General features: G+C 60.8%; 21 protein-coding genes. 8 read left to right on the top strand and 13 right to left on the bottom strand.

Annotated features, from left to right (window positions below; translation table 11 throughout):
* Positions 1-9: 9 nt before the first annotated feature.
* From srlD to gutQ, 4 genes are all read left to right on the top strand, one after another.
* On the top strand, positions 10-789 hold the full coding sequence (gene srlD / locus BFG58_RS19040; protein WP_023294411.1) for a sorbitol-6-phosphate dehydrogenase: 780 nt from the start codon (positions 10-12) through the stop codon (positions 787-789).
* Positions 790-881: 92 nt separating this feature from the next.
* Positions 882-1241: a transcriptional regulator GutM gene (gene gutM / locus BFG58_RS19035; protein WP_045908515.1), complete on the top strand. Its 360-nt coding sequence runs from the start codon at positions 882-884 to the stop codon at positions 1239-1241.
* A gap of 63 nt (positions 1242-1304) precedes the next feature.
* Positions 1305-2078, top strand: a complete 774-nt coding sequence (locus BFG58_RS19030) for a DNA-binding transcriptional repressor (RefSeq protein WP_021241949.1) — start codon at positions 1305-1307, stop codon at positions 2076-2078.
* Positions 2071-3036, top strand: coding sequence for an arabinose-5-phosphate isomerase GutQ (gutQ, locus tag BFG58_RS19025; protein ID WP_069720350.1), 966 nt, complete (start codon positions 2071-2073; stop codon positions 3034-3036). The genes BFG58_RS19030 and gutQ overlap by 8 nt, the downstream gene beginning before the upstream one ends.
* Here the strand turns inward: gutQ and norR are convergent.
* Complete coding sequence (gene norR, locus BFG58_RS19020) at positions 3033-4547, bottom strand: nitric oxide reductase transcriptional regulator NorR (protein WP_069720412.1); 1515 nt, start codon at positions 4545-4547, stop codon at positions 3033-3035. The two genes, gutQ and norR, sit on opposite strands and share 4 nt — an antisense overlap.
* A gap of 189 nt (positions 4548-4736) precedes the next feature.
* Here norR and norV point away from each other — a divergent pair, with 189 nt between their 5' ends.
* Positions 4737-6179 (top strand): anaerobic nitric oxide reductase flavorubredoxin, encoded by a 1443-nt coding sequence (gene norV / locus BFG58_RS19015; RefSeq protein WP_069720411.1) that lies wholly within the window; start codon positions 4737-4739, stop codon positions 6177-6179.
* A complete protein-coding gene (gene norW / locus BFG58_RS19010) occupies positions 6176-7309 on the top strand; it encodes an NADH:flavorubredoxin reductase NorW (protein WP_069720349.1) in 1134 nt (377 codons plus the stop codon). Before norV ends, norW begins: the two co-directional genes overlap by 4 nt.
* An 81-nt stretch (positions 7310-7390) precedes the next feature.
* Here the strand turns inward: norW and BFG58_RS19005 are convergent, their stop codons facing one another.
* From BFG58_RS19005 to BFG58_RS18990, 4 genes are all read right to left on the bottom strand, one after another.
* A complete protein-coding gene (locus tag BFG58_RS19005) occupies positions 7391-8413 on the bottom strand; it encodes a HoxN/HupN/NixA family nickel/cobalt transporter (protein WP_069720348.1) in 1023 nt (340 codons plus the stop codon).
* A complete protein-coding gene (hypF, locus tag BFG58_RS19000) occupies positions 8391-10631 on the bottom strand; it encodes a carbamoyltransferase HypF (RefSeq protein ID WP_069720347.1) in 2241 nt (746 codons plus the stop codon). The genes BFG58_RS19005 and hypF overlap by 23 nt, the downstream gene beginning before the upstream one ends.
* A 5-nt stretch (positions 10632-10636) precedes the next feature.
* Entirely contained in the window at positions 10637-11182 is a 546-nt protein-coding gene (gene hydN / locus BFG58_RS18995; protein WP_069720346.1) for an electron transport protein HydN, read from the bottom strand.
* Positions 11183-11316: 134 nt separating this feature from the next.
* Entirely contained in the window at positions 11317-12330 is a 1014-nt protein-coding gene (locus BFG58_RS18990; protein WP_069720345.1) for a LacI family DNA-binding transcriptional regulator, read from the bottom strand.
* A gap of 214 nt (positions 12331-12544) precedes the next feature.
* Between BFG58_RS18990 and ascF the strand changes: the two genes are divergently transcribed.
* Together ascF and BFG58_RS18980 are read left to right on the top strand one after the other, a co-directional pair.
* On the top strand, positions 12545-13996 hold the full coding sequence (ascF, locus tag BFG58_RS18985) for a PTS cellobiose/arbutin/salicin transporter subunit IIBC (protein ID WP_024907719.1): 1452 nt from the start codon (positions 12545-12547) through the stop codon (positions 13994-13996).
* Positions 13997-14014: 18 nt separating this feature from the next.
* The gene (locus BFG58_RS18980; protein ID WP_023618131.1) at positions 14015-15439 is read left to right on the top strand and encodes a 6-phospho-beta-glucosidase; all 1425 of its coding nucleotides are present in this window, start codon (positions 14015-14017) and stop codon (positions 15437-15439) included.
* Between the two features lie 88 nt (positions 15440-15527).
* On the opposite strand, the gene hycI is transcribed toward BFG58_RS18980, so the two are convergent.
* Genes hycI through BFG58_RS18940 form a run of 8 tightly spaced genes read right to left on the bottom strand, consistent with a single transcriptional unit; the run spans position 15528 to position 22771 of the window.
* A complete protein-coding gene (gene hycI, locus BFG58_RS18975) occupies positions 15528-15983 on the bottom strand; it encodes a hydrogenase maturation peptidase HycI (RefSeq protein ID WP_069720344.1) in 456 nt (151 codons plus the stop codon).
* Complete coding sequence (locus BFG58_RS18970) at positions 15976-16386, bottom strand: formate hydrogenlyase maturation HycH family protein (protein WP_023294422.1); 411 nt, start codon at positions 16384-16386, stop codon at positions 15976-15978. The genes hycI and BFG58_RS18970 overlap by 8 nt, the downstream gene beginning before the upstream one ends.
* Positions 16383-17150, bottom strand: a complete 768-nt coding sequence (gene hycG / locus BFG58_RS18965; protein ID WP_069720343.1) for a formate hydrogenlyase subunit HycG — start codon at positions 17148-17150, stop codon at positions 16383-16385. Before hycG ends, BFG58_RS18970 begins: the two co-directional genes overlap by 4 nt.
* Positions 17150-17692: a formate hydrogenlyase complex iron-sulfur subunit gene (locus BFG58_RS18960; protein ID WP_008499573.1), complete on the bottom strand. Its 543-nt coding sequence runs from the start codon at positions 17690-17692 to the stop codon at positions 17150-17152. Before BFG58_RS18960 ends, hycG begins: the two co-directional genes overlap by 1 nt.
* A 9-nt stretch (positions 17693-17701) precedes the next feature.
* The gene (hycE, locus tag BFG58_RS18955) at positions 17702-19411 is read right to left on the bottom strand and encodes a formate hydrogenlyase subunit HycE (RefSeq protein ID WP_045908505.1); all 1710 of its coding nucleotides are present in this window, start codon (positions 19409-19411) and stop codon (positions 17702-17704) included.
* Positions 19412-19426: 15 nt separating this feature from the next.
* A complete protein-coding gene (locus BFG58_RS18950) occupies positions 19427-20350 on the bottom strand; it encodes a respiratory chain complex I subunit 1 family protein (protein WP_069720342.1) in 924 nt (307 codons plus the stop codon).
* Position 20351: 1 nt separating this feature from the next.
* Entirely contained in the window at positions 20352-22166 is a 1815-nt protein-coding gene (gene hycC, locus BFG58_RS18945; RefSeq protein ID WP_069720341.1) for a formate hydrogenlyase subunit 3, read from the bottom strand.
* Positions 22163-22771, bottom strand: a complete 609-nt coding sequence (locus tag BFG58_RS18940) for a 4Fe-4S dicluster domain-containing protein (protein WP_023308971.1) — start codon at positions 22769-22771, stop codon at positions 22163-22165. Before BFG58_RS18940 ends, hycC begins: the two co-directional genes overlap by 4 nt.
* Positions 22772-22802: the final 31 nt, after the last annotated feature.

Below are 22802 nucleotides of genomic sequence, written 5' to 3'. Positions count from 1 at the left end.
GAGATAGACATGAGTCAGGTTGCCGTTGTCATTGGTGGGGGACAAACCTTAGGCGAGTTCCTCTGCCGTGGGCTTGCCGCAGAGGGTTACCGCGTGGCGGTAGTGGACATCCAGAGTGAAAAAGCCGCCCGCGTGGCGGACACCATCAACACCGAGTTTGGTGAAGGAATGGCGTACGGGTTTGGCGCCGACGCCACCAGCGAGCAGAGCGTGATGGCGCTGGCCCGCGGCGTGGACGAGATTTTTGGCCGTACCGACCTGCTGGTCTACAGCGCGGGAATTGCGAAAGCGGCCTTTATCAGCGATTTCGAGCTGGGGGATTTTGACCGCTCGCTGCAGGTCAATCTGGTGGGCTATTTCCTGTGTGCCCGCGAGTTTTCCCGTCTGATGATCCGCGACGGCATTCAGGGGCGCATCATTCAGATCAACTCTAAATCGGGGAAAGTGGGCAGCAAGCATAACTCCGGCTACAGCGCGGCGAAGTTTGGCGGCGTGGGGCTGACCCAGTCACTGGCGCTGGATCTGGCCGAATACGGCATTACGGTTCACTCGCTGATGCTGGGCAACCTGCTGAAATCGCCGATGTTCCAGTCCCTGCTGCCGCAGTACGCCACCAAGCTCGGCATCAAAGCGGAAGAAGTGGAGCAGTACTACATCGATAAAGTGCCGCTCAAGCGCGGGTGCGATTACCAGGACGTGCTGAACATGCTGCTGTTTTACGCCAGCCCGAAAGCCTCGTACTGCACCGGACAGTCGATTAACGTCACCGGCGGGCAGGTGATGTTCTGAGTTCATTCCCCGGTGGCGCTGCGCTTACCGGGGCTACAATCCACGCAGGCCGGGTAAGGCGCAGCCCCCACCCGGCCATTAAAGGAGCAGATATGGTTACCGCACTCATCACCGTCGCCGCCCTCGCCTGGCTCTGCCAGATGGCGTTCGGCGGCTGGCAAATCCACCAGTTTAACCGCGCGTTTGACGCCCTGTGTCAGAAAGGCCGCGTGGGCGTCGGACGTTCCGGCGGACGTTTTAAACCACGCGTCGTCGTGGCTATTGCGCTGGATGAAAACAATAACGTCTGCGATTCCCTCATCATGCGCGGCATGACCGTCTTTGCCCGTCCGGTGAAAATCCAGGCAATTAACGGCATTTCGTTGCAGGAATTACAGCCTGATGTGATCTTTCCCCATGATCCACTCTGTCAGAATGCACTATCATTAGCGCTTAATCTGAAACATGGATAATTTCGTTGTGAAAGCTCTAGACTTGCGAAATTATCATTTCGCAACCTAAGGAACGAAGCGCCTATGAAACCTCGTCAGCGCCAGGCGGCCATTCTTGAGCATCTGCAAAAGCAGGGAAAATGCTCGGTAGAGGATCTGGCCCACTACTTTGACACCACCGGCACAACGATACGCAAGGACCTCGTATTGCTCGAAAACTCTGGCGCCGTCATTCGAACCTACGGCGGCGTGGTGCTCAATAAAGACGAAGCCGATCCGCCTATCGACCACAAAACGCTGATCAATACCCACCAGAAAGCGCTGATTGCCGAAGCCGCCGTAAAATTTATCCACGATGGCGACTCCATCATTCTGGATGCCGGCAGTACCGTCCTGCAGATGATCCCGCTGCTCAGCCGCTTTAACAACATCACGGTGATGACCAACAGCCTGCACATCGTCAACGCCCTGTCGGAGTTCGACAGCGAGCAGACCATCCTGATGCCCGGCGGCACCTTCCGCAAAAAATCGGCGTCGTTTCACGGACAGCTGGCGGAGAACGCCTTCGACCACTTCAGCTTTGATAAACTGTTTATGGGCACCGACGGCATCGATCTGAACGCGGGCGTCACGACGTTCAACGAAGTGTTCAGCGTGAGTAAAGCCATGTGCAACGCCGCGCGGGAAGTGATTTTGATGGCAGACTCGTCGAAGTTTGGCCGTAAAAGCCCCAACATTGTCTGTAGCCTGGAAAGCGTCGACAAGCTGATTACCGACGCGGGTATCGATCCGGCGTTCAGGAAAGCGCTGGAAGAGAAAGGCATCGACGTGATTGTAACCGGAGAGAGAGATGAGTGATTTTCTGTTAGAAACGGGCCGCCAGACGCTGATGCTGGAGCTGCAGGAAGCCAGCCGCCTGCCGGAACGTCTGGGCGAGGATTTTGTCCGCGCCGCCAACACCATTATCCACTGCGAAGGCAAAGTGATCGTGGCGGGCATCGGTAAATCCGGCCACATCGGCAAAAAGATTGCCGCGACGCTGGCCAGCACCGGCACCCCGGCCTTCTTCGTGCATCCTGCAGAGGCGCTGCACGGCGATCTGGGAATGATTGAGAGCCGCGACGTGATGCTGTTTATCTCCTACTCCGGTTCGGCAAAAGAGCTGGATCTCATCATTCCGCGTCTGCAGGAAAAATCGGTCGCCCTGCTGGCGATGACCGGGAAATCCCGCTCGCCCCTGGCGCTGGCCGCCAAAGCGACGCTGGATATTTCCGTTGAGCGTGAAGCCTGTCCGATGCACCTCGCCCCCACCTCCAGCACCGTGAATACCCTGATGATGGGCGACGCGCTGGCGATGGCGGTAATGCAGGCGCGCGGGTTTAACGAAGAAGATTTCGCCCGCTCGCATCCGGCGGGGGCGCTCGGGGCACGCCTGCTCAACAAGGTTCACCACCTGATGCGCACTGACGATGCGATTCCGCAGGTCAAACTCAATACCAGCGTCATGGACGCGATGCTGGAGCTCAGCCGCACCGGTCTGGGGCTGGTGGCGGTGTGCGATGACGACGGGTACGTCAAAGGCGTGTTCACCGACGGCGACCTGCGCCGCTGGCTGGTGGGCGGCGGCAAGCTGGAAACCAAAGTGTCGGACGCCATGACCCAGGGCGGGCTGACGCTGAACGCCGAGAGCCGCGCCATTGAAGCCAAAGAGGTGCTAATGAAACGCAAAATCACCGCCGCACCGGTGGTGGATGACACCGGCAGGCTGTGCGGCGCCATCAACCTGCAGGATTTCTATCAGGCCGGGATTATCTAACCCTTCAGCCCGAGACGCTTCGCCAGCCGGTGCAGGTTGGCGACGTCCATCCCCAGCGCCCGGGCGCACGCCGCCCAGTTGCGGTTGTTCTGATCCAGCGCGCGGATAATCATCTGACGCTGAAACGCCTCTGTCGCGTCACGCAGGTTTTCACTCGTTATCTCCGGAGCTGCATGGGCAATCGTGGGTGCGGTTTCATCATGCTGCGCAAAATGCCGGGCATGTATAACCACTTCATCACCCGAACGCGTTGCTCGCGCCAGCACCACCGCACGATGAATCGCGTGTTCCAGCTCGCGCACGTTGCCCGGCCAGCCGTAGCTCAGCAGATGCGCCCTCGCCCCAGGGCTTAACACCACGCGGGAAAGCCCCATCCTGAGACGGCACTGTTCGCAGAAATAGCCCGCCAGCAGCACCACGTCGTCCCCGCGCTCGCGCAGCGGCGGCACGGTAAGCGGGAACACGCTCAGGCGGTGGAACAGGTCGGCGCGGAACTGCCCGGCCAGCACCGCCTCACGCAGGTCGCGGTTGGTCGCCGCCAGCACGCGCACATCCACTCTTAAGCTGCGGTCATCCCCCACGCGCTGGATATCGCCGTACTGCAATACGCGAAGAAGTTTGGCCTGTAGCGACAGGGAAAGCTCGCCTATTTCATCCAGAAACAGCGTACCGTTATCGGCCATTTCGAACTTGCCGCTGCGGTTGCTGATGGCGCCGGTAAACGCTCCTTTGACATGACCAAACAATTCGCTTTCCGCCACGCTTTCCGGCAGCGCGGCGCAGTTGAGGTACACCAGCGGATTAACCGCGCGCGGCGACGCTTCATGAATCGACTTCGCCACCAGTTCCTTGCCGGTGCCGGTCTCCCCGAAGATCAGCACGTTCAAATCGGACGCGGCAACAATCTCAATCTCTTTTTTGAGCTGCGCCATGCCCGGCGAGAGGCCAATCATCTCCGTGTGCGTGACCTGCTCAAACGCCGCCGGGCTGCCGGGAAGGATATTCTGGCTCTCCAGCTGTTCAATCAGCAGCGCGTTGTTAAGCGCCCCGGCGGCCAGCGCGGCAATGAGGCGCAGCTCTTCATCGCTGAAAGTATCGAACTGATCCGGCGACATGCCGTCGAGGGTCAGCGCCCCAATCAGGTTTTGCCCGGCAAACAGCGGCAGGCCAATACAGGCGTGCACCTTCAGGCTCTCCTGTCCGGGAATCAGCCCGTCATACGGGTCGGGCAAGTCGCTGTCCGCCGGGAAACGCACCACGTCACCCGCGCGGGCAATGGTCTCCAGACGTGGATGGCCTTCAAGGGTAAAGCGCCGCCCGAGCACGTCCTTCGCCAGGCCGTCGATCGCCAGGGGAATAAACTGCCGCCCTTCGTAGCGCAGCAGCGCCGAAGCGTCGCACGCCAGCACGTGGCGCAGCGTGGAGATCAGCCGCTGAAAGCGGTCCTGATGGCCGATACCGGTTTGCAGCTCAATGGCGATCTTCGCCAGCACGTCTACGGAAAAGCTCATTTCTGCCTCGCTGTCATTTTGACAATGCATATTGTCATAGTGACACTGCTTTTGATAGTCAAAATGACTACCCATTACGGATCATTAAAATATAAATATATAAAAATCAATAAATTAAAAGTTGGCACGCAGCTTGATATAAGTAAACCATCCTATTTTGAAAAACGCGATATTACGCTGAGGTTTGCTATGTCTATTCTGGTTAAAAATAACATTCATTGGGTGGGTCAACGTGACTGGGAAGTGCGCGATTTCCACGGGACGGAATATAAAACGCTGCGCGGCAGCAGCTACAACAGCTATCTCATCCGCGAAGGAAAAAACGTGCTGATCGATACCGTCGATCACAAGTTCAGCCGCGAGTTCGTGCAGAACCTGCGCGGTGAAATCGACCTGAACGCCATCGACTACATCATCATCAACCATGCGGAGGAGGATCATGCCGGTGCCCTGACCGAGCTGATGTCGTATATTCCGGACACTCCGATCTACTGCACCACCAACGCCATCGACTCGATCAACGGTCACCACCACCATCCGGAGTGGAACTTCCATACCGTGAAAACGGGCGACGCGCTGGATATCGGCAACGGCAAACAGCTGATCTTCGTGGAAACGCCCATGCTGCACTGGCCGGACAGCATGATGACCTACATGACCGGCGACGCGGTGCTGTTCAGCAACGACGCCTTCGGCCAGCACTACTGCGACGAACGCCTGTTTAATGACGAAGTGGATCAGACCGAGCTTTTCGAGCAGTGCCAGCGATACTACGCCAACATCCTCACCCCGTTCAGCCGCCTGGTGACGCCAAAAATCACCGAGATCCTCGGCTTTAACCTGCCGGTGGAGATGATTGCCACCTCTCACGGCGTGGTGTGGCGTGAAAACCCCACCCAGATCGTCGAGCTGTACCTGAAATGGGCGGCAGATTATCAGGAAGATCGCATCACGATCTTCTACGACACCATGTCCAACAATACCCGCATGATGGCGGACGCTATTGCTCAGGGCATCAACGAAGTGGACCCGAACGTGGCGGTGAAAATCTTCAACGTGGCGCGCAGTGATAAAAACGAGATCCTCACCAACGTCTTCCGCTCAAAAGGGGTGCTGGTGGGTACGTCCACCATGAACAACGTGATGATGCCGAAGATTGCCGGTCTGGTCGAAGAGATGACCGGCCTGCGTTTTCGCAACAAGCGCGCCAGCGCCTTTGGCTCCCACGGCTGGAGCGGCGGCGCGGTAGACCGTCTCTCCACCCGCTTACAGGATGCGGGCTTTGAGATGTCCATGAGCCTGAAAGCGAAATGGCGGCCGGATATCGACGCTCTGGAAATCTGCCGCCAGCACGGCCGCGACATTGCCCGTCAGTGGGCGCTCTCACCGCTGCCGGAAACCGCCCCCGCCGCGGCGGTTGCGCCGGAAGCCATAGCTGAAGCCGCCGCTGCCGACCTCGGTCCATGCATGCAGTGCAGCGTATGCCAGTGGATTTACGACCCGGAACGGGGCGAGCCGCTGCAGGATGTCGCCCCGGGCACGCCGTGGAGTGAGGTGCCGGACAACTTCCTCTGCCCGGAATGTTCCCTCGGGAAAGACGTTTTTGATGAACTGGCAACGGAGGTAAAATGAGCCACGGCATCGTCATTATCGGCTCGGGTTTTGCCGCCCGCCAGCTGGTAAAAAATATCCGCAAACAGGACGCTAACGTGCCGTTGACGCTGATCGCCGCCGACAGCATGGACGAGTACAACAAGCCTGATTTAAGCCACGTCATTAGCCAGAACCAGCGCGCCGAAGATCTCACCCGCCAGACGGCGGGGGCGTTCGCAGAACAGTTTAACCTGCGTCTGTTTCCGTACACCTGGGTCACCGATATCGACGCCGACGCCCGTCTGGTGAAAGCGAAAGATAAAACCTGGCAGTACGACAAGCTGGTGCTGGCCACGGGTGCCTCTGCGTTTGTGCCGCCGGTTGAGGGCCGCGAGCTAATGGTCACGCTCAACAGCCAGCAGGCGTATCAGGCCAGCGAAACGGAGCTTCGCGACGCCACGCGGGTGATGATTGTCGGCGGCGGGCTGATCGGCACCGAACTGGCGATGGATTTCTGCCGTGCGGGTAAATCCGTCACCCTGGTCGACCACGCGGCGAGCATTCTGTCAGCGCTGATGCCCGCTGAAGTGAGCAGCCGCTTACAGCATCGTCTGACCGACATGGGCGTCCATCTGCTGCTGAAATCGCAGCTGCAGAGCCTGAGCAAAACCGGCACCGGCATACGTGCAACGCTCGATCGCAACCGCAGCGTGGAAGTGGATGTGGTGATTGCGGCGACAGGGTTGCGCCCGGAAACGGCGCTGGCGCACCGCGCAGGCGCCGAAATCAACCGCGGCGTGAAGGTAGACTGCTACCTGCAAACCACTCAGCCGGACATTTATGCCCTGGGCGACTGCGCGGAAATTAACGGCCAGGTGCTGCCCTTTTTACAGCCGATTCAATTAAGCGCGCTGTCTCTGGCGAAAAACCTGCTCGGCGGCACTATGCCGGTGAAATTACCCGCCATGCAGGTCAAAGTGAAAACGCCGGAATTACCGCTGCATCTCGCAGGCGAAACGCAGCGTCAGGAGCTGGACTGGCAGATTGCCCTTTCGCCGCAGGGCATGGTGGCGCGCGGCATCGATGCTGACGGTCAGATGCGCGCCTTTGTCGTCAGTGAAGACAGGATGAAAGAGGCCTTCGCCCTGCTGAAATCGCTCCCTGCTTAACCCTCGTAATGCCGGGTGGCGCTCCGCTTACCCGGCCTACATGCAGACCCGTGCAAGCGTAGCGCCGCCGGGCTGGGTCGTTCAGGAACGTACCACCAGCGCGTCGTAGCCGCGCCAGCGATAATTCGCCATGGAAATCAGCCAGCAGGCGACAAACAGACCCACCACGACAAACCCGGCGTTGCCCAGATTGTCGTTCACCGTGCCAATCAGATCCCAGAGGCCGCCGCTGAGGGCAAATTTATCCATCAGCAGACCCAGCGCTTCCAGCCCGCCGATAAACAGCGCCACCACCACGGAGGTGCAGGTGATGGTCATGTTGTAGTAGAGCTTGCGCTGCGGCTTGTTAAACGCCCAGCCGTAGGCGCCGACCATCAGCAGGTTATCGAGGGTATCCACCAGCGCCATGCCGCTGGCGAAGAGTGCCGGAAAGATCATGATTGACCACACCGACATCCCGCTGGACGCGCTGGCGGCAGAGATCCCCAGCACGCCGATTTCGGTGGCCGTATCAAAGCCGAGACCAAACAGGAAGCCAACCAGGTACATCTGCCAGCTTTTATTGACGAGGCGGAAGGTCTTGCCAAACAGCCAGTTCATTACCCCGCCCTGAGCAGGTAGCGTGATGTCGTCCTGCATGGGCCTGCCGTGTTTCAGCGCCTGAAAACTGCGCCAGACGCCGCGCAGGATCACCATATTCACCAGCGCCATCGCCAGCAGGAAGGTCGCGGAAACGGCGGTACCAATCAGGCTGCCGGTTTCGTGGAACCACGCCATGTTCTTCTGAAACGCCGTGGCGGTAGCGGCGATGGCAATGGAGGCCAGCACCACGATGGTGGAGTGGCCCAGCGAGAACCACGCTCCCACGCCGGACGGGCGTTTGCCCTGCTGCATCATCTTACGCGTCACGGTATCTATGGCTGCAATGTGGTCAGCGTCCACCGCATGACGCAGTCCGTAGCACCACGCCAGCAGGCTTGCCGCCATCAGCGCCGTGCTGCCGCTAAAGGTGTGCCATGCCCATCCCCAGGCCAGCAGGTTTGCCATTACCAGAGCCAGCAGCAGAAGCGCGGCGCGAGGTTCATTGCGTAACAGTCGTAACATTTTTAGTCCTTTGTAAACATGACCGGGCAGCGGCGACCACCGCCTGCCCGAAGGAGATCGCTCCGTCACCTGCGGGCAGGCGCGAAGGAAAAAGAAGCGTAAAGTCAGAAAGATAATGACGCAGACGCGCGCGCAGCAGACGGTTGTGTAATACCCCGCCGCTGAGACAGATTGTCGACAGCGACTGGCGCCGGGCATGAAACGCGGCGAGCTCCGCCAGCCCTTTTGCCAGCGCATCGTGAAACGCCCAGGCGCGCGCGCAGGGTTCCGCCTGCCAGCTCAGCCACTGCTGCCAGAAAAGCGCGAGGTTATCCACTTCCAGCGTCACCGGATGGTCGACACCCGCGCACTTCGATGCCAGGGCTTCCAGCCGGCAGGCCGCTTCCCCTTCGTAACGCTGCGTGTCGATGCCGAGCGCACAGGCAACCGCGTCAAACAGGCGACCACAGGAAGAAGCTCGCGGCGCGTTGATGCCACGCTGGATCGCCGTCGCCAGCAACGGCCAGTTCTGGCGCTGAACCGCATGGGTTTCCGGGTACTGCTGCCAGTCGGGTACAAACGCCAGACAGTGGGCGAGCAGATTACGCCACGGCTGCATGGCCGCCAGATCGCCGCCCGGCAGCGCAACGGCAGGCAGACCACCCAAATGCGCATAGTCGAGATAGCTGACCCGCAGGCACTCTCCGCCCCACAGCGCGCCGTTTTCCCCCATACCGATCCCGTCCAGCGTCAGGGCGATAACGTCTCCGCCATCGCGCGGCCAGCCGTTTTCGGCCAGGCACGCCGCGGCGTGAGCGTGATGGTGATGTACCTCTTCAAGGGGCAACGCCTGCGCCTGCGCCCACTGACGAGCGCGGTACCCCGGATGGGCATCGCACACCACGCGCGCCGGCTGGAAGGCGTAAATGTCCTGCATCACCGACAGCGCGGAACGCCACTGCGCTTCCACCCCCTCGTCACCGAGATCGCCAAAATGCTGGCTCAGCACCGCCTGATTCCCACGCACCAGGCAGAAGGTGTTTTTCATCTCCGCCCCGGTGCACAGCATGGCGGGGATATTGTCGAACCCGGCAGGCAGCGTGATGGCATCGGGCACAAAACCGCGCGCGCGGCGCAGCATCGCACCGTCCCAATCCATCACCGAATCGTCCATCCGCTGCAGAATGTCACGGTTATGCAGCAGGAAACCGTCCGCGATGCCGCTGAGCTCATCCAGCGCCTGCCGGTTGGTGATGGCAGGTGGTCTGCCGCTGAGGTTGCCGGAGGTCATCACCAGCGGGCGCTGGCAGTCCATCATCAGAAGGTGCTGCAGCGGGTTCGCAGGAAGCATGATGCCCACGGAATCCAGACCGGGTGCGATACCTTCCGGGAACGCGGGCAGCCAGGCTTTTGGCGTGAGCACAATGGGTGCGGCGGGTGAGCGTAGCAGCGTCTGAACCGTCTCCGGCAGGTCATCCGCATGCGGGATCATCACCGCCAGCGGCTTCGCGGGCCGCTGCTTGCGTGACCGAAGCATCGCGATCGCCTGCGGGTTACGCGCGTCGCAGACGAGGTGAAAGCCCCCCAGCCCTTTGACGGCGACAATACCGCCGCTTTTCAGCATCGCCACCGCCGCGCGCAGCGCAGCTTCACGCTCAGCAGTCATGTCGCCCGCACGCCACATAAGCGCGGGCCCGCAGTCCGGGCAGGCGACCGGCTGGGCGTGAAAACGGCGGTCGGCAGGATTGCGGTACTCGGCTTCACACGGCCCGCAGAGCGGGAACGGCGCCATTGCCGTGGCCGGGCGGTCGTAGGGCATGGCGCGGATAATGGTAAACCGCGGCCCGCAGTGGGTGCAGTTGATAAATGGATAGCGATAACGGCGTTCGCCTGGGTCGCCCATCTCAGCCAGACACGCCGGGCAGGTCGCCGCATCGGGGACAATCTGGGTGTCCATCGTCCCGGCCGCGCTGTGGCGGATGGTAAAGTCCTCCGGCACGCGCGACCAGGTAAACGGCTGCGCTTCCACGCGGTCAATGCGTGCCAGCGGCGGGCAGTCCTGATGCAGCCTCGCGGTAAAGGCCCCCCCATTACCCGCGAGGCGCACCAGCACGCCCTCTCCGTCATTGCAGACGTCACCGGTCAACTGAAGCGCCTGCGCCAGCTGCCAGACGAAGGGACGAAACCCGACGCCCTGCACTTTGCCGCGCACCCGCAGCTGAACGCCGTTGCTGCTCATACGGCTCAGAACAGCAGTGATGACGAGGTGTCGAACGCCGCGCGACGGCGCTTTTCGGCGCTCATCTGCTCAAGCTTGTCGCGATCCACGCAGACCAGCGCGTGCGTCGGGCAGGCTTCCATACAGGCCGGGCCGGCCTCACGGTCGTAGCACAGGTCACATTTGTTGGCTTCGGCTTTGTCCGCGCGCACACTCAGCCCCATACCGCTGTTACGCACTACCGGACGGACCACCACCTCCATCGCGCCATACGGGCAGGCGACCACGCAGGTTTTGCAGCCAATGCAGCGCTCCTGCATCACGTGCACAAAGCCTTTCTCGCGTTTAATCGCCCCGTTCGGGCAGACGTTCGCGCACGGTGCGTCTTCGCACTGGCGACAGATGGCGGCGGTGGAAATATTCACGCCTTTGATGACGTGGATGCGCGGCAGGAAGGTGTCAGGGGTAAGCGACGCGCAGTCCTGCTCCGCCTGATGGGAAACCACGCACGCCACTTCACAGGTACGGCAACCAATACACTTACTGGCATCGGCCATAATAAAACGGTTCATCTGCTTCTCCAGCATTACAGTTATGCGCGGAGATATTCATAAACCGTGCCAATAATTAACTTATTGATTTTATTTCATTTTAAAAATTAAAGCGGTGCCGTCATCGTCACTTATGACGATGACAGCTGTCGACATCAGCGGTGCGGGCCGTCAATAACCGAGTCGCGCAGGACAAGCTCGCCGGAGAAAATTTGCTGATATTTAAACTCACCGCCGTCGAGCATAAAGATCAGGCGGCTGATGGTCTCTTTGATCATCTCCGTTACCGGGATGCGGACGCTGGAGAGCGATGGCACAATGTAAGGCGCGATGGCCACATCGTCGAAACCGATCACCGACACCGCGTCCGGCGTGGCCACGCCGCTGTCGTGCAGCTGCTTCATGGCACCGATGGCCATATCGTCATTGCTCGCCACCAGCGCCGTAAAGCGCTCACCCCGAGCAAGCAGCTCGGACACCGCCGCCGCGCCGCTGGCGGGGTTCCACTTCCCCTGCGCAATCAGCCCCTCGCGCAGCGGAATACCGTGCTGCGCCAGCGCGTCCTTATAGCCGGAGAGACGCTCAACCCCGGTGGGAGAATCCAGCGAGCCGGTGATAAAGGCGATCTCACGATGCCCTTTCGCAATCAGCTGTGACACCGCGTCCTGGCTGGAGGCTTTATGATCGGACCACACGCTGTGGCTGCTGTTTTTTCGCAGGCGACGGTTGAGCACCATAATGGGCTGCTCGCACTTCTCGACGATCTCATCCATCTCTTCCACGCTCAGAAAACGCGGATAGATGATCACCGCGTCGCAGCGCATATCGAGCAGATACTGGATCGCCTCGCGCTCTTCATCGGCGCTGTGCTTGCCGTCCGCGAGGATCAGCTGCCGCCCTTTCTCCTCCGTCATGCGCGCGGCGTGAAACAGCAGCTCGCTAAAGTAGACGCCGTGATACAAGGTGTTGGTCACCACCAGGCCCAGCGTCTGGGTACGTTTGGTCGCCAGGTTGCGCGCCAGCAAATTTGGGCGATAGCCGCTCTCTTCAATGGCCTGAAACACCCGATCTTTGGTCTCCTGGCTGACATAGCCATTGCCCGACAGCACCCGGGATACCGTCGCTTTCGAAACGCCTGCCCGCTTCGCCACTTCAAGCATCGTGGTCATGTTGTTATTCCGTCTGAATCTGATGGAGCGCAGTGTACTGCACTGCAGAAAAATTGTCGCAGCGGCGACATCACGCTTTGGGTTCCTGCTGGTGATCGGCGTCACGAAATAAAAAAATGGTTAAAAAGCGATCTTGTTTCATTCATAAAAACTCATGATGATTATGTGGAACCGGTTTCCTACATTTCACACAACGATAACAGGATCACATCCGATGGCCAAAAATTACGCTGCGCTGGCGAACGACGTTATCAGCGCGCTGGGCGGCAAAGAGAACATCGTCGCCGTCACCCACTGCATGACGCGACTGCGTTTCGTTCTGAAAGACGAAACCCTCACCGACGCCGCCCGCCTGAAAAGCATCAGCGGCGTGCTCGGCGTGGTGCGCAACGACAACCAGTGCCAGGTGATTATTGGCAATACCGTCTCCCAGGCGTACCGCGAGGTGGTAAGCCTGCTGCCCGCTGACCTGCAGCCCGCGGTGCCGGAAGGCCCGCAAAAGCTGACGCTGCGCCGCATTGGCGCCGGGATCCTCGACGCGCTGATCGGCACCATGTCCCCGCTGATCCCGGCGATCATCGGCGGCTCGATGGTCAAGCTGCTGGCGATGATCCTTGAGATGACCGGCGTGCTGCCCAAAGGCGCGCCGACGCTCACCATTTTGACCGTCATCGGCGACGGCGCGTTCTTCTTCCTGCCGCTGATGGTGGCGGCCTCGGCGGCGGTGAAATTCAAAACCAACATGTCGCTGGCGATAGCCATTGCGGGCGTGCTGGTGCACCCGAGCTTTATCGAGCTGATGGCGAAAGCCGCGCAGGGCGAGCACGTTGAGTTCGCGTTTATCCCGGTGACGGCGGTGAAATACACCTACACCGTCATCCCCGCGCTGGTGATGACCTGGTGCCTGTCGTACATCGAGCGCTGGGTGGATCGCATTACCCCGGCGGTGACGAAAAACTTCCTCAAGCCGATGCTGATCGTGCTGATTGCCGCCCCGCTCGCCATCGTGCTGATTGGACCGCTGGGCATCTGGATCGGTAGTGCAATTTCCGCGCTGGTCTACACCATTCACGGCTATCTGGGCTGGCTCTCCGTGGCCATCATGGGCGCGCTGTGGCCGCTGCTGGTCATGACCGGCATGCACCGCGTGTTTACGCCAACCATCATTCAGACCATTGCCGAAACGGGCAAGGAAGGGATGGTGATGCCGTCGGAAATTGGCGCCAACCTGTCGCTCGGCGGTTCGTCGCTGGCGGTGGCGTGGAAAACCAAAAACCCGGAGCTGCGCCAGACGGCGCTGGCGGCGGCGGCCTCCGCCATCATGGCGGGGATCTCTGAACCGGCCCTGTACGGCGTCGCAATACGTCTGAAACGCCCGCTGATTGCAAGCCTGATCAGCGGCTTTATCTGCGGCGCGGTTGCCGGTATCGCGGGTCTTGCCAGCCACTCGATGGCGGCACCGGGGCTGTTTACCAGCGTACAGTTCTTCGACCCGGCGAACCCGATGACCATCGTCTGGGTGTTTGGCGTAATGGGTCTGGCAGTGGTGCTGTCGTTTGTTCTGACCCTGATACTGGGCTTTGAGGATATTCCGGTCGAAGACGACGCCGAAAAAGCGCGCGCCCTGCAGACCGCACCGGTACAGAACAACGCAGCAAAAGCATAAATTGAAAGCGAGGTAAGAATGTCTGTTTTTCCACAAGGATTTTTATGGGGCGGCGCGCTTGCCGCCAACCAGAGTGAAGGCGCTTACCGTGAGGGCGGCAAAGGGCTGACAACGGTCGATATGATCCCCCACGGCGCGAACCGCCTGGCGGTGAAGCTCGGTAAGGAAAAGCGTTTTTCGCTGCGTGACGACGAATTCTACCCGAGCCACGAGGCGATTGATTTTTACCATCGCTATAAAGAGGACATCGCCCTGATGGCGGAGATGGGCTTTACGGTGTTCCGCACCTCGATCGCCTGGAGCCGCCTCTATCCGAACGGCGACGAACCGCTGCCGAACAAAGAGGGTATTGCCTTTTACCGCGCGGTGTTCGAGGAGTGCAAAAAATACAACATCGAGCCGCTGGTGACCCTCTGCCACTTCGACGTGCCGATGCACCTGGTGACGGAGTACGGCTCCTGGCGCAACCGCAAAATGGTGGATTTCTTTGCCCGCTACGCCCGCACCTGCTTCGAGGAGTTTAACGGGCTGGTGAAATACTGGCTGACCTTCAACGAAATCAACATCATGCTGCACAGCCCGTTCTCCGGCGCGGGGCTGGTGTTTGAGGAAGGCGAAAACGAAGACCAGGTGAAATACCAGGCCGCGCACCACGAGCTGGTGGCGAGCGCGCTGGCGACTAAAATTGCTCACGAGGTGAACCCGGAAAACCAGGTCGGCTGCATGCTGGCGGGCGGTAACTTCTACCCCTATTCCTGCAAGCCGGAAGACGTGTGGATGGCGCTGGAGAAAGACCGCGAGAACCTGTTCTTTATCGACGTGCAGGCGCGCGGCAGCTATCCGGCCTATTCTGCCCGCGTGTTCCGCGAGAAAGGCGTCGTGATTGTTAAAGATCCGGGCGATGACGAACTGCTGAAAAATACCGTCGATTTTGTCTCGTTCAGCTATTACGCCTCGCGCTGCGCCTCGGCGGATATGAACGCGAACAACACCAATGCGGCGAACATCGTCAAATCTCTGCGCAACCCGCACATTCAGGTGAGCGAATGGGGCTGGGGCATCGACCCGCTCGGCCTGCGCATCACCATGAACATGATGTACGACCGCTACCAGAAGCCGCTGTTCCTGGTGGAAAACGGCCTGGGGGCGAAAGATGTCGTTGATGAAAACGGCGAGATTAACGACGACTACCGCATCAGCTATCTGCGCGAGCATATCCGCGCGATGGGCGATGCGATTGAGGATGGCGTGCCGCTGATGGGTTACACCACCTGGGGCTGCATTGACCTGGTCTCGGCCTCAACCGGTGAGATGAGCAAGCGTTACGGGTTTGTGTACGTCGACCGCGACGACGCCGGGAACGGCACGCTGGAGCGGAAACGCAAGAAATCGTTCGGATGGTATAAGAAGGTGATTGCGAGTAACGGGGCGGATCTCGAGTAGCCTGTTGCCCTCACCCCAGCCCTCTCCCACAGGGAGAGGGAGATGGGTTTGGTAGGCCGGGTAAGGCGAAGCCGCCACCCGGCACTGCTCAGAGCTGAGAAAACCCTCCGTTCCCAACCCATCCCGCTAGCCGTGAATACACCACGTCCACCGCCTCCTTCACCGGCGGCGTCATCGGGTAATAAAACCCTACGATGTCCGGCTGAATCCCCAAAAAGAGCACCTCGCCCACGTCACCTTTGATCTGATCCACCAGGTAGTTCAGCGGCATATTGTGGGTGGTCATCATAAACATCTCGGCGATGTCGTCCGGGTCAATCAGGCGGATCTCGCCGGAGTTGAGTCCCATATCGGTGGCATCGACGATTAACAGCCTGTCCGGACGCAGCTCGCGAATGGCCACCACGTCGTTTTCCGGCGCGCTGCCGCCGTCAATCACCACCCAGTTGCCCTGCGGGTTCGCGGCGCACATCTCCGCCAGCAGCGGACCCGCGCCGTCGTCACCCATCATGCTGTTGCCGACACACAGTAAAACGTCAGTCACGTAATCTCCTCACCATCAGGTAGATGGCGCTCTCCTGATGAATATCATGCAGCATACCGAGCAGCGTTTTGCTCCACGCCTGCTGCTCCGGGGTTTGTCTGCCGAGCGCCGCGTCAAAGGCGTTGGCGAGCATGGCAATGTGGTTCGCATCGATCACGATCTCACCGTACTTCGGCACGCCTTCCATTTTGCGCCGCGCCGTACTGCCCTCCTCCAGCGTGGCAATCCACGCCAGGTATTCCGGCCACGGACAGCTCAGTGCGGCCTCCAGGCAGTCAATCACCCCGAGGTGATGCCCAATCGCCAGGCTGTAATAGACCACCTGCTGCGCCGCATCCGGCGTGGCATCGTTCTCATCAATAAACTTACGGCTCAGCTGGCTGAACACCACCGTTTCACTCATCGGATACGCGCCTCATCGACGATACTGTTCAGGTTCGCCACAATCTCATTGAGGCGCGGATCGTTTTCCGCCTCCAGCCAGCGTGCGACCTGATGCTCGCCCTGGCTCAGCAGGCGCAGATAGTCGTCGGCAATCTGACGGCCGTAGCGATAGCCCGCCAGCCTGCGCGCCGCGCGATCCACCTTCACCCGCAGCGGCTGCACCATATCCGGGTGCAGAATGGCCGCTGGCTGGTTGTCGAGCTCGCCCGGCTCGCGGGCGTGGATTTTCTGCTCCAGCAGGCCGAGCGCCATCGCGAAGCCGTACAGCGTGGCGGCAGGCGTCGGCGGGCAGCCCGGAATGTAGACGTCCACCGGCACGATTTTGTCGGTGCCGCCCCAGACGCAGTAGAGGTCATGGAAGATGCCGCCGCTGTTGCCGCAGGCGCCGTACGAGATGCAGATTTTCGGATCAGGGGCGGACTGCCAGGCGCGCAGCGCGGGCGAGCGCATGGCGCGGGTGACGGCCCCGGTGAACAGCAGGATGTCCGCATGACGCGGGGACGGCACCACTTTGATGCCGAAGCGCTCGGCGTCAAACAGCGGCGACAGCGTAGCGAAGATCTCAATCTCGCAGCCGTTGCAGCCCCCGCAATCCACGCGGTAGACGTAGGCCGAGCGTTTGATTTTTTTCAGCAGCGACGCCTTCATGCTGGCGATGGATTCGTCCACCGTCATCGGCACCGGAATGCCGTTAGCGTCGCGTGGGCCAAGTAAATTTTCCATCAGCTGGCCTCTCTCATGTGGCGGGTGATATCAATGCGGTCGGACGGCAGCAGGCACTTCTGTCGCTTGCACGCCGGACAGGTTTCAAAGCTTTCACGGTGATGCTCCGCGCGGGCGTCGCCGTTGTGCTGCAGCAGCGCGATGGCGTAGTCGATCTCTTTTTGCACGGCGAACGGGCGCTGGCAGACGCGGCAGTGGCACAGGTCAAAGCGCGACTGCTGCAGGAAATCCTCTTTCTTCCACACCGCCAGCTCGTACTCCTGCGACAAGCGAATGGCGACCGTCGGGCAAACCTCTTCGCAGCGGCCGCAGAAGATGCAGCGCCCGAGGTTAAACTGCCAGGCCAGCTCGCCGGTTTTGAGATCCGTTTCCACCGTTAAGGCGTTCGACGGACAGGCGTTGACGCAGGCCGCGCAGCCGATGCACTGCTGCGGGTTGTGTTCCGGCTTGCCGCGAAAGTTTTTGTCGACCGGCATCGGCTCCAGCGGATAGCGGCTGGTCTGCGTGCCGGTTTTGATCACTTTTTTGATAAAGGTAAACATGACGAATCCTTATTTCAGCGGCGAGTTCTTACGCTCGATGCTGTAGCGCTCAAGCTCTTTGTACGGCACCACCTGGCTTTTCTTCTTGCGCACGTCCACGACGGTCATGCGGTCGGTGCAGGAGTAGCACGGGTCGAGGCTGCCGATGATCAGCGGCGCATCAGACACGGTGTTACCGCGCAGCATGTAGCGCAGGGTTGGCCAGTTGGCGTAGGTCGCCGCACGGCAGCGCCAGCGGTAGAGCTTCTGGTTGTCGCCGGTCATGCTCCAGTGAATGTCGTCCCCGCGCGGCGCTTCGGCAAAGCCGAGGGCAAAGCGGTTTGGAATGTAGGTGAAGCCCTCCACCATCAGCGGGCCGCCCGGCAGGTTGTCCAGACCAAAGTCGATCATATTCAGCGCGGTGAACACCTCGTTGATGCGCACCTTCAGGCGGGAGATGACGTCGCAGCCCTGCTCGCTGTGCACGGTCATCGGCAGCAGGCCGTAGCCGACGAACGGGTGATCGGCACGCGTGTCGCGGGCGTGCCCGCTGGCGCGCACCATCGGGCCGACGTTGCTGAAGTCACGGGCGATCTCCGGATCGAGGCGGCCAATGCCGACGGTGCGCTGCTCGATGTTGGGCGTGCTGAGCAGCATGTCCACCAGCTCCTGCACGTCGCGGCGCATCTGCTGCGCCAGCTGGCGGGTCTGGATCATGTCATCTTTCAGCAGGTCGCGGCGGATCCCGCCGATCAGGTTCAGACCGTAGGTTTTGCGCGCCCCGGTGAGGATCTCCGCCATCTTCATCGACGCCTCGCGCACGCGGAAGAACTGCATAAACCCGGAGTCAAAGCCGACGAAGTGGCAGGCCAGGCCGAGGTTCAGCAGGTGCGAGTGCAGGCGCTCCACCTCCAGCAGGATGGCGCGGATCATCTGCGCGCGTTCCGGCACCACGATCCCCATGCCGTTCTCTACCGAGGTGGTGTAGGCGGTGCTGTGGGCGAAGCCGCAGATGCCGCACACGCGGTCAGAGAGGAACGTGACTTCGTTGTAGCCCATGCGGGTTTCCGCCAGCTTTTCCATGCCGCGGTGGACGTAGAACAGGCGGTAGTCGGCGTCGATAATGTTTTCGCCGTCGACGAACAGGCGGAAGTGGCCCGGCTCGTCGGAAGTGACGTGCAGCGGGCCGATCGGCACCACGTTATTCTTCTTGCTGCCCAGCTCGTTGATGAATTCGTAGGTTTCACTGTCGGTGGTCGGGGCCGGACGCTGGCGGTAGTCCATGCTGTCTTTGCGCAGCGGATAGAGTTCGTCCGGCCAGTCGTCCGGCAGCACCAGACGGCGTTCATCCGGCAGGCCAACCGGCACCAGACCATACATGTCGCGCACTTCACGCTCGCCCCAGACGGCAGCGGGCACGCGCGGCGTGACGGACGGGTATTCCGGTTTATTCGGGTCGACCTCGACGCGCACGGTGATCCAGCACTTCTCGCCCTGCTCCATCGACATCACGTAGTAGACCGCGTAATTGCCGCACAGCTGGCGCTCGTCGTTACCGAACAGCACCGACAGCCAGCCGCCCTGCCGGTAGTAGAGAAACTCCACCACTTCTGGCAGATAGTTCACCTTTACGGTGACGGTGATCTGGTCTTTGGTTTGCCAGGATTCCTCCAGCACCACGCCGGGGAAAGCCTGATGCAATGCGGCGAGATACTGCTGACCTTTCTTTTCTTCAGACATAAACACTCTCTTTAATCACGCCACCAGCAAGGAGACGAACGCTAAAAATGCAAAACCAAAACCGGCCCAGGTAATGCGTGACGTTTCCACAAAACGCAGACGCGCCATGCTGTTTTCGAACAGGGCAATGACCAGCACGCCGACCAGCAGCTTGAGGACGGCAACCACGACGGCCAGCAGCAGACCGCCCGCGGAGAAGTGCGTCATCTGCCCCCACGGGAAGAAGACGCCGACAAACATCTGCAGCACCACCAGCTGTTTAAGGCTGATGCCCCACTTCAGCACCGCAAAGCCGTAGCCGCTGTATTCGGTGAGCGGTCCTTCCTGCAGTTCCTGCTCGGCTTCGGCCAGATCGAACGGCAGCTTGCCCATCTCGATAAAGGTGGCGAACGCGCAGGCGCACAGCGCCAGCACCAGCGGAAGGGAGCGGGCAACCGGCCAGTGGTACACGGCGTGGGTGATAAAGCTGATATGGGTTGAGCCCGCAACCTGCGCGGCAACCCACAGCCCCAGCAGCAGGATCGGCTCAACCAGCACGCCGAGCATCGCCTCGCGACTGGCACCGATGCCTGTAAACGGGCTCCCGGTGTCGAGACCCGCAATCGCAAAGAAGAAGCGGGCGATGGCAAACAGGTAAATCAGCGTAATCAGATCCCCGAGCGCCGGCAGCGGCGATCCCACCGTCACTACCGGCAGCGCGGTGGCGATGGTGAGCATCACGCCCACCATCACGAACGGCGTCAGGCGGAAGACCCAGCCTGCGGCATCCGGGGCGACGCTCTGACGCGAGAGCAGTTTGAAGAGATCGCGGTACTCCTGAAGCACGCCAGGCCCGCGACGGTTGTGCATCCGGGCGCGCGCCACGCGCGTGATGCCCGACAGCAGCGGCGCGGCGGCAAACAGCACCAGCGCCTGAAGAATTGCCAGTAACAGACTCATGTCAGGCTCCTCGTGAAATCACAACGATCACCAGCACCGCCAGCTCGATAACCGCCAGACGGCGGAACAGCGCGGGTGCGGCAGCGCTCTGCCAGCCGGGTACCCAGCGCACCGGGTTCAGCCAGTGGCGCAGCTTCAGCACGGCGGCAAAGTTCTCTTTCACCGGCATAGCGAAACCGTGGGCGGTGATGACCATCGACTGTTCGTGTTCGTAGCCGCAGGCCCATGCTGCACCGCGCGAGCGGGAGGTGAGCCGGTCGCGTTTGAAGAACAGCATCAGAACCAGCGGCAGCAGCGGTGCGCCGATCAGCAGCAGCGCGATCATGGGCTGGGAAACGGTGGTATTCGCCGCGGTCAGCGGCAGCGGAATGGCATTGCCCAGCAGCGGCAGCAGCCACGGTGCGGCGACGCCGCCCGCGATGCAGCACAGCGCCAGCGCGACCACGCTTACGCCCATCAGTAGCGGTGCGCAGCAGGCATTCTCAGCCTCACGCGTACGCGGTGCGCCGAGGAAGGTCACGCCATAAACTTTCGCCATGCACATCACCGCCAGCGCCCCGGTAATCGCCAGCCCGACCGCCAGCAGCGGCCCCAGCAGACGGGCGATAAACGCCTCGCTCTGACCGAGGGCGAAGAAGGACTGATAGATCACCCACTCCCCGGCAAAGCCGTTCAGCGGCGGCAGCGCGGCCATCGCCATCAGCCCGACCAGCATCGCCAGTGAAATCACCGGCATCTTTTTGCCAATCCCACCGAGCTTTTCGATATCCCGATGGCCGGTGCGGAACCAGACGCTGCCCGCCCCGAGGAACAGGGTGCTTTTAAACAGGCTGTGGTTGATCAGGTGATAAAGACCGCCGATAAAACCGGCCGCAATCAGCGCCGGTTGATTCAGCGCCAGCCCGGTCACGCCCGCGCCAATGCCGAGCAGAATGATGCCGATATTCTCCAGCGAGTGGTACGCCAGAAGACGCTGGATATTGTGCTCCATCAGCGCGTACAGGCCGCCGACGAAGGCGGTGATCATGCCCGCAATCAACAGCACCACGCCCCACCACAGCGGCGGTTGTCCGCCGGTCAGCGTAATCGCCAGGATCCCAAACAGACCGACCTTCATTACCACCACCGAAAACAGCGCGGCGGCGGGCGCGGAAGCATTCGCATGCGCCTGCGGCACCCAGCCGTGCAGCGGGATGATTCCGGCGAGCAGGCCAAAGCCGAGCACGCCCAGCAGCCAGACGTCATTCCCCAGCGGATGCCCGTTAAGCGCAGCGAAGTCCAGCGTGCCGAAGCGCTGCCACACCAGCCAGCAGGCCAGCGCCAGCAGCAGCGTCCCGAGGCGTCCCAGCGCAAACCACAATTTTCCGGAGGCGCTACAGCCCGTCAGGAACACGCCGCAGAGCGCCATGATTTCCGCCATCACCACCAGCGCGCCGAGGTTGCTGGCGGTAACGGTACAGACCGCCGTCGCCATCAGCAGGTTCACCAGCAGGCCGTTGGCTTTAGCGTGCGGGTGGCGATGCCACTCGATATTGAACAGGCTGATAAACAGCCCGCACAGGCCAAACGTCACCAGCCAGAGGGCGTTCAGCGGCGTAATCTCAACGGTGTGGCGAACCAGCGGTATGAGGGTGTCAACGGATTGTCCGCCGAGCAGAACAACGCCGCCTGCCGCCAGCGTCAACAGGCTACCTGCCGCCCCGCCGATCCCGGCAATTCCGCCGCTCAGGGTTTTATGGAAGGAGAAGATCGGCGCCAGAATAGCTGCGGCAATAAAACAGGCTACCGCGCCGGTAATCATCATGGCCGCGTTCATTTCGCCCCCTCGTTAAGCGCCTGTAGCAGAGAAAGGTCGCCAAAATCACTGTTGATGGTCAGCTCGCGCTTGCGCTTGCTGGTACGGGCGATGTCGCGAATGTTAACCAGAATCAGCGCTTTCGTCGGACAGGTCCGTACGCAGGCCGGGCCCTGTTCATCGAAGCTGCACAGGTCGCACTTCACCGCCACGGCACGGATGCCGGGCACCCAGTCCAGCAGTGTGCTGACGCGTGCAGGCGCCGGCGGCGCGGGCGGGGCTTTAGGCGAGTTGGCATTGGCCGGAATATGCAGCGGGCGGCTGCCGGAAAATTCAATCGCGCCGAACGGGCAGGCAATGCCGCACAGCTTGCAGCTTACGCACAGGCTTTCGTTCAGCTGGACTGCGCCATCCACGCGGGTGATGGCATTTACAGGACAGACGCCCGCGCACGGGGCATCTTCACAGTGATGGCAGAGCTGCGGGGCAGACTCTTTTTCATTACGCATGACGTGCAGGCGCGGCATGGACTGCAGCCCATGCAGGCGATGCGTTTCCGAACACGCCGCCTCACAGGTTCGACAGCCAATGCAGACCGTCGAGTCAGCAATTACAAAACGGTTCACCGGGTTATCCTCTGGTGATAGTCATTTTTGT

Source organism: Enterobacter sp. ku-bf2 (genome assembly GCF_001742765.1).
GTDB lineage: Bacteria > Pseudomonadota > Gammaproteobacteria > Enterobacterales > Enterobacteriaceae > Enterobacter > Enterobacter quasiroggenkampii.
This window is presented reverse-complemented; position numbering and strand designations above follow the sequence as displayed.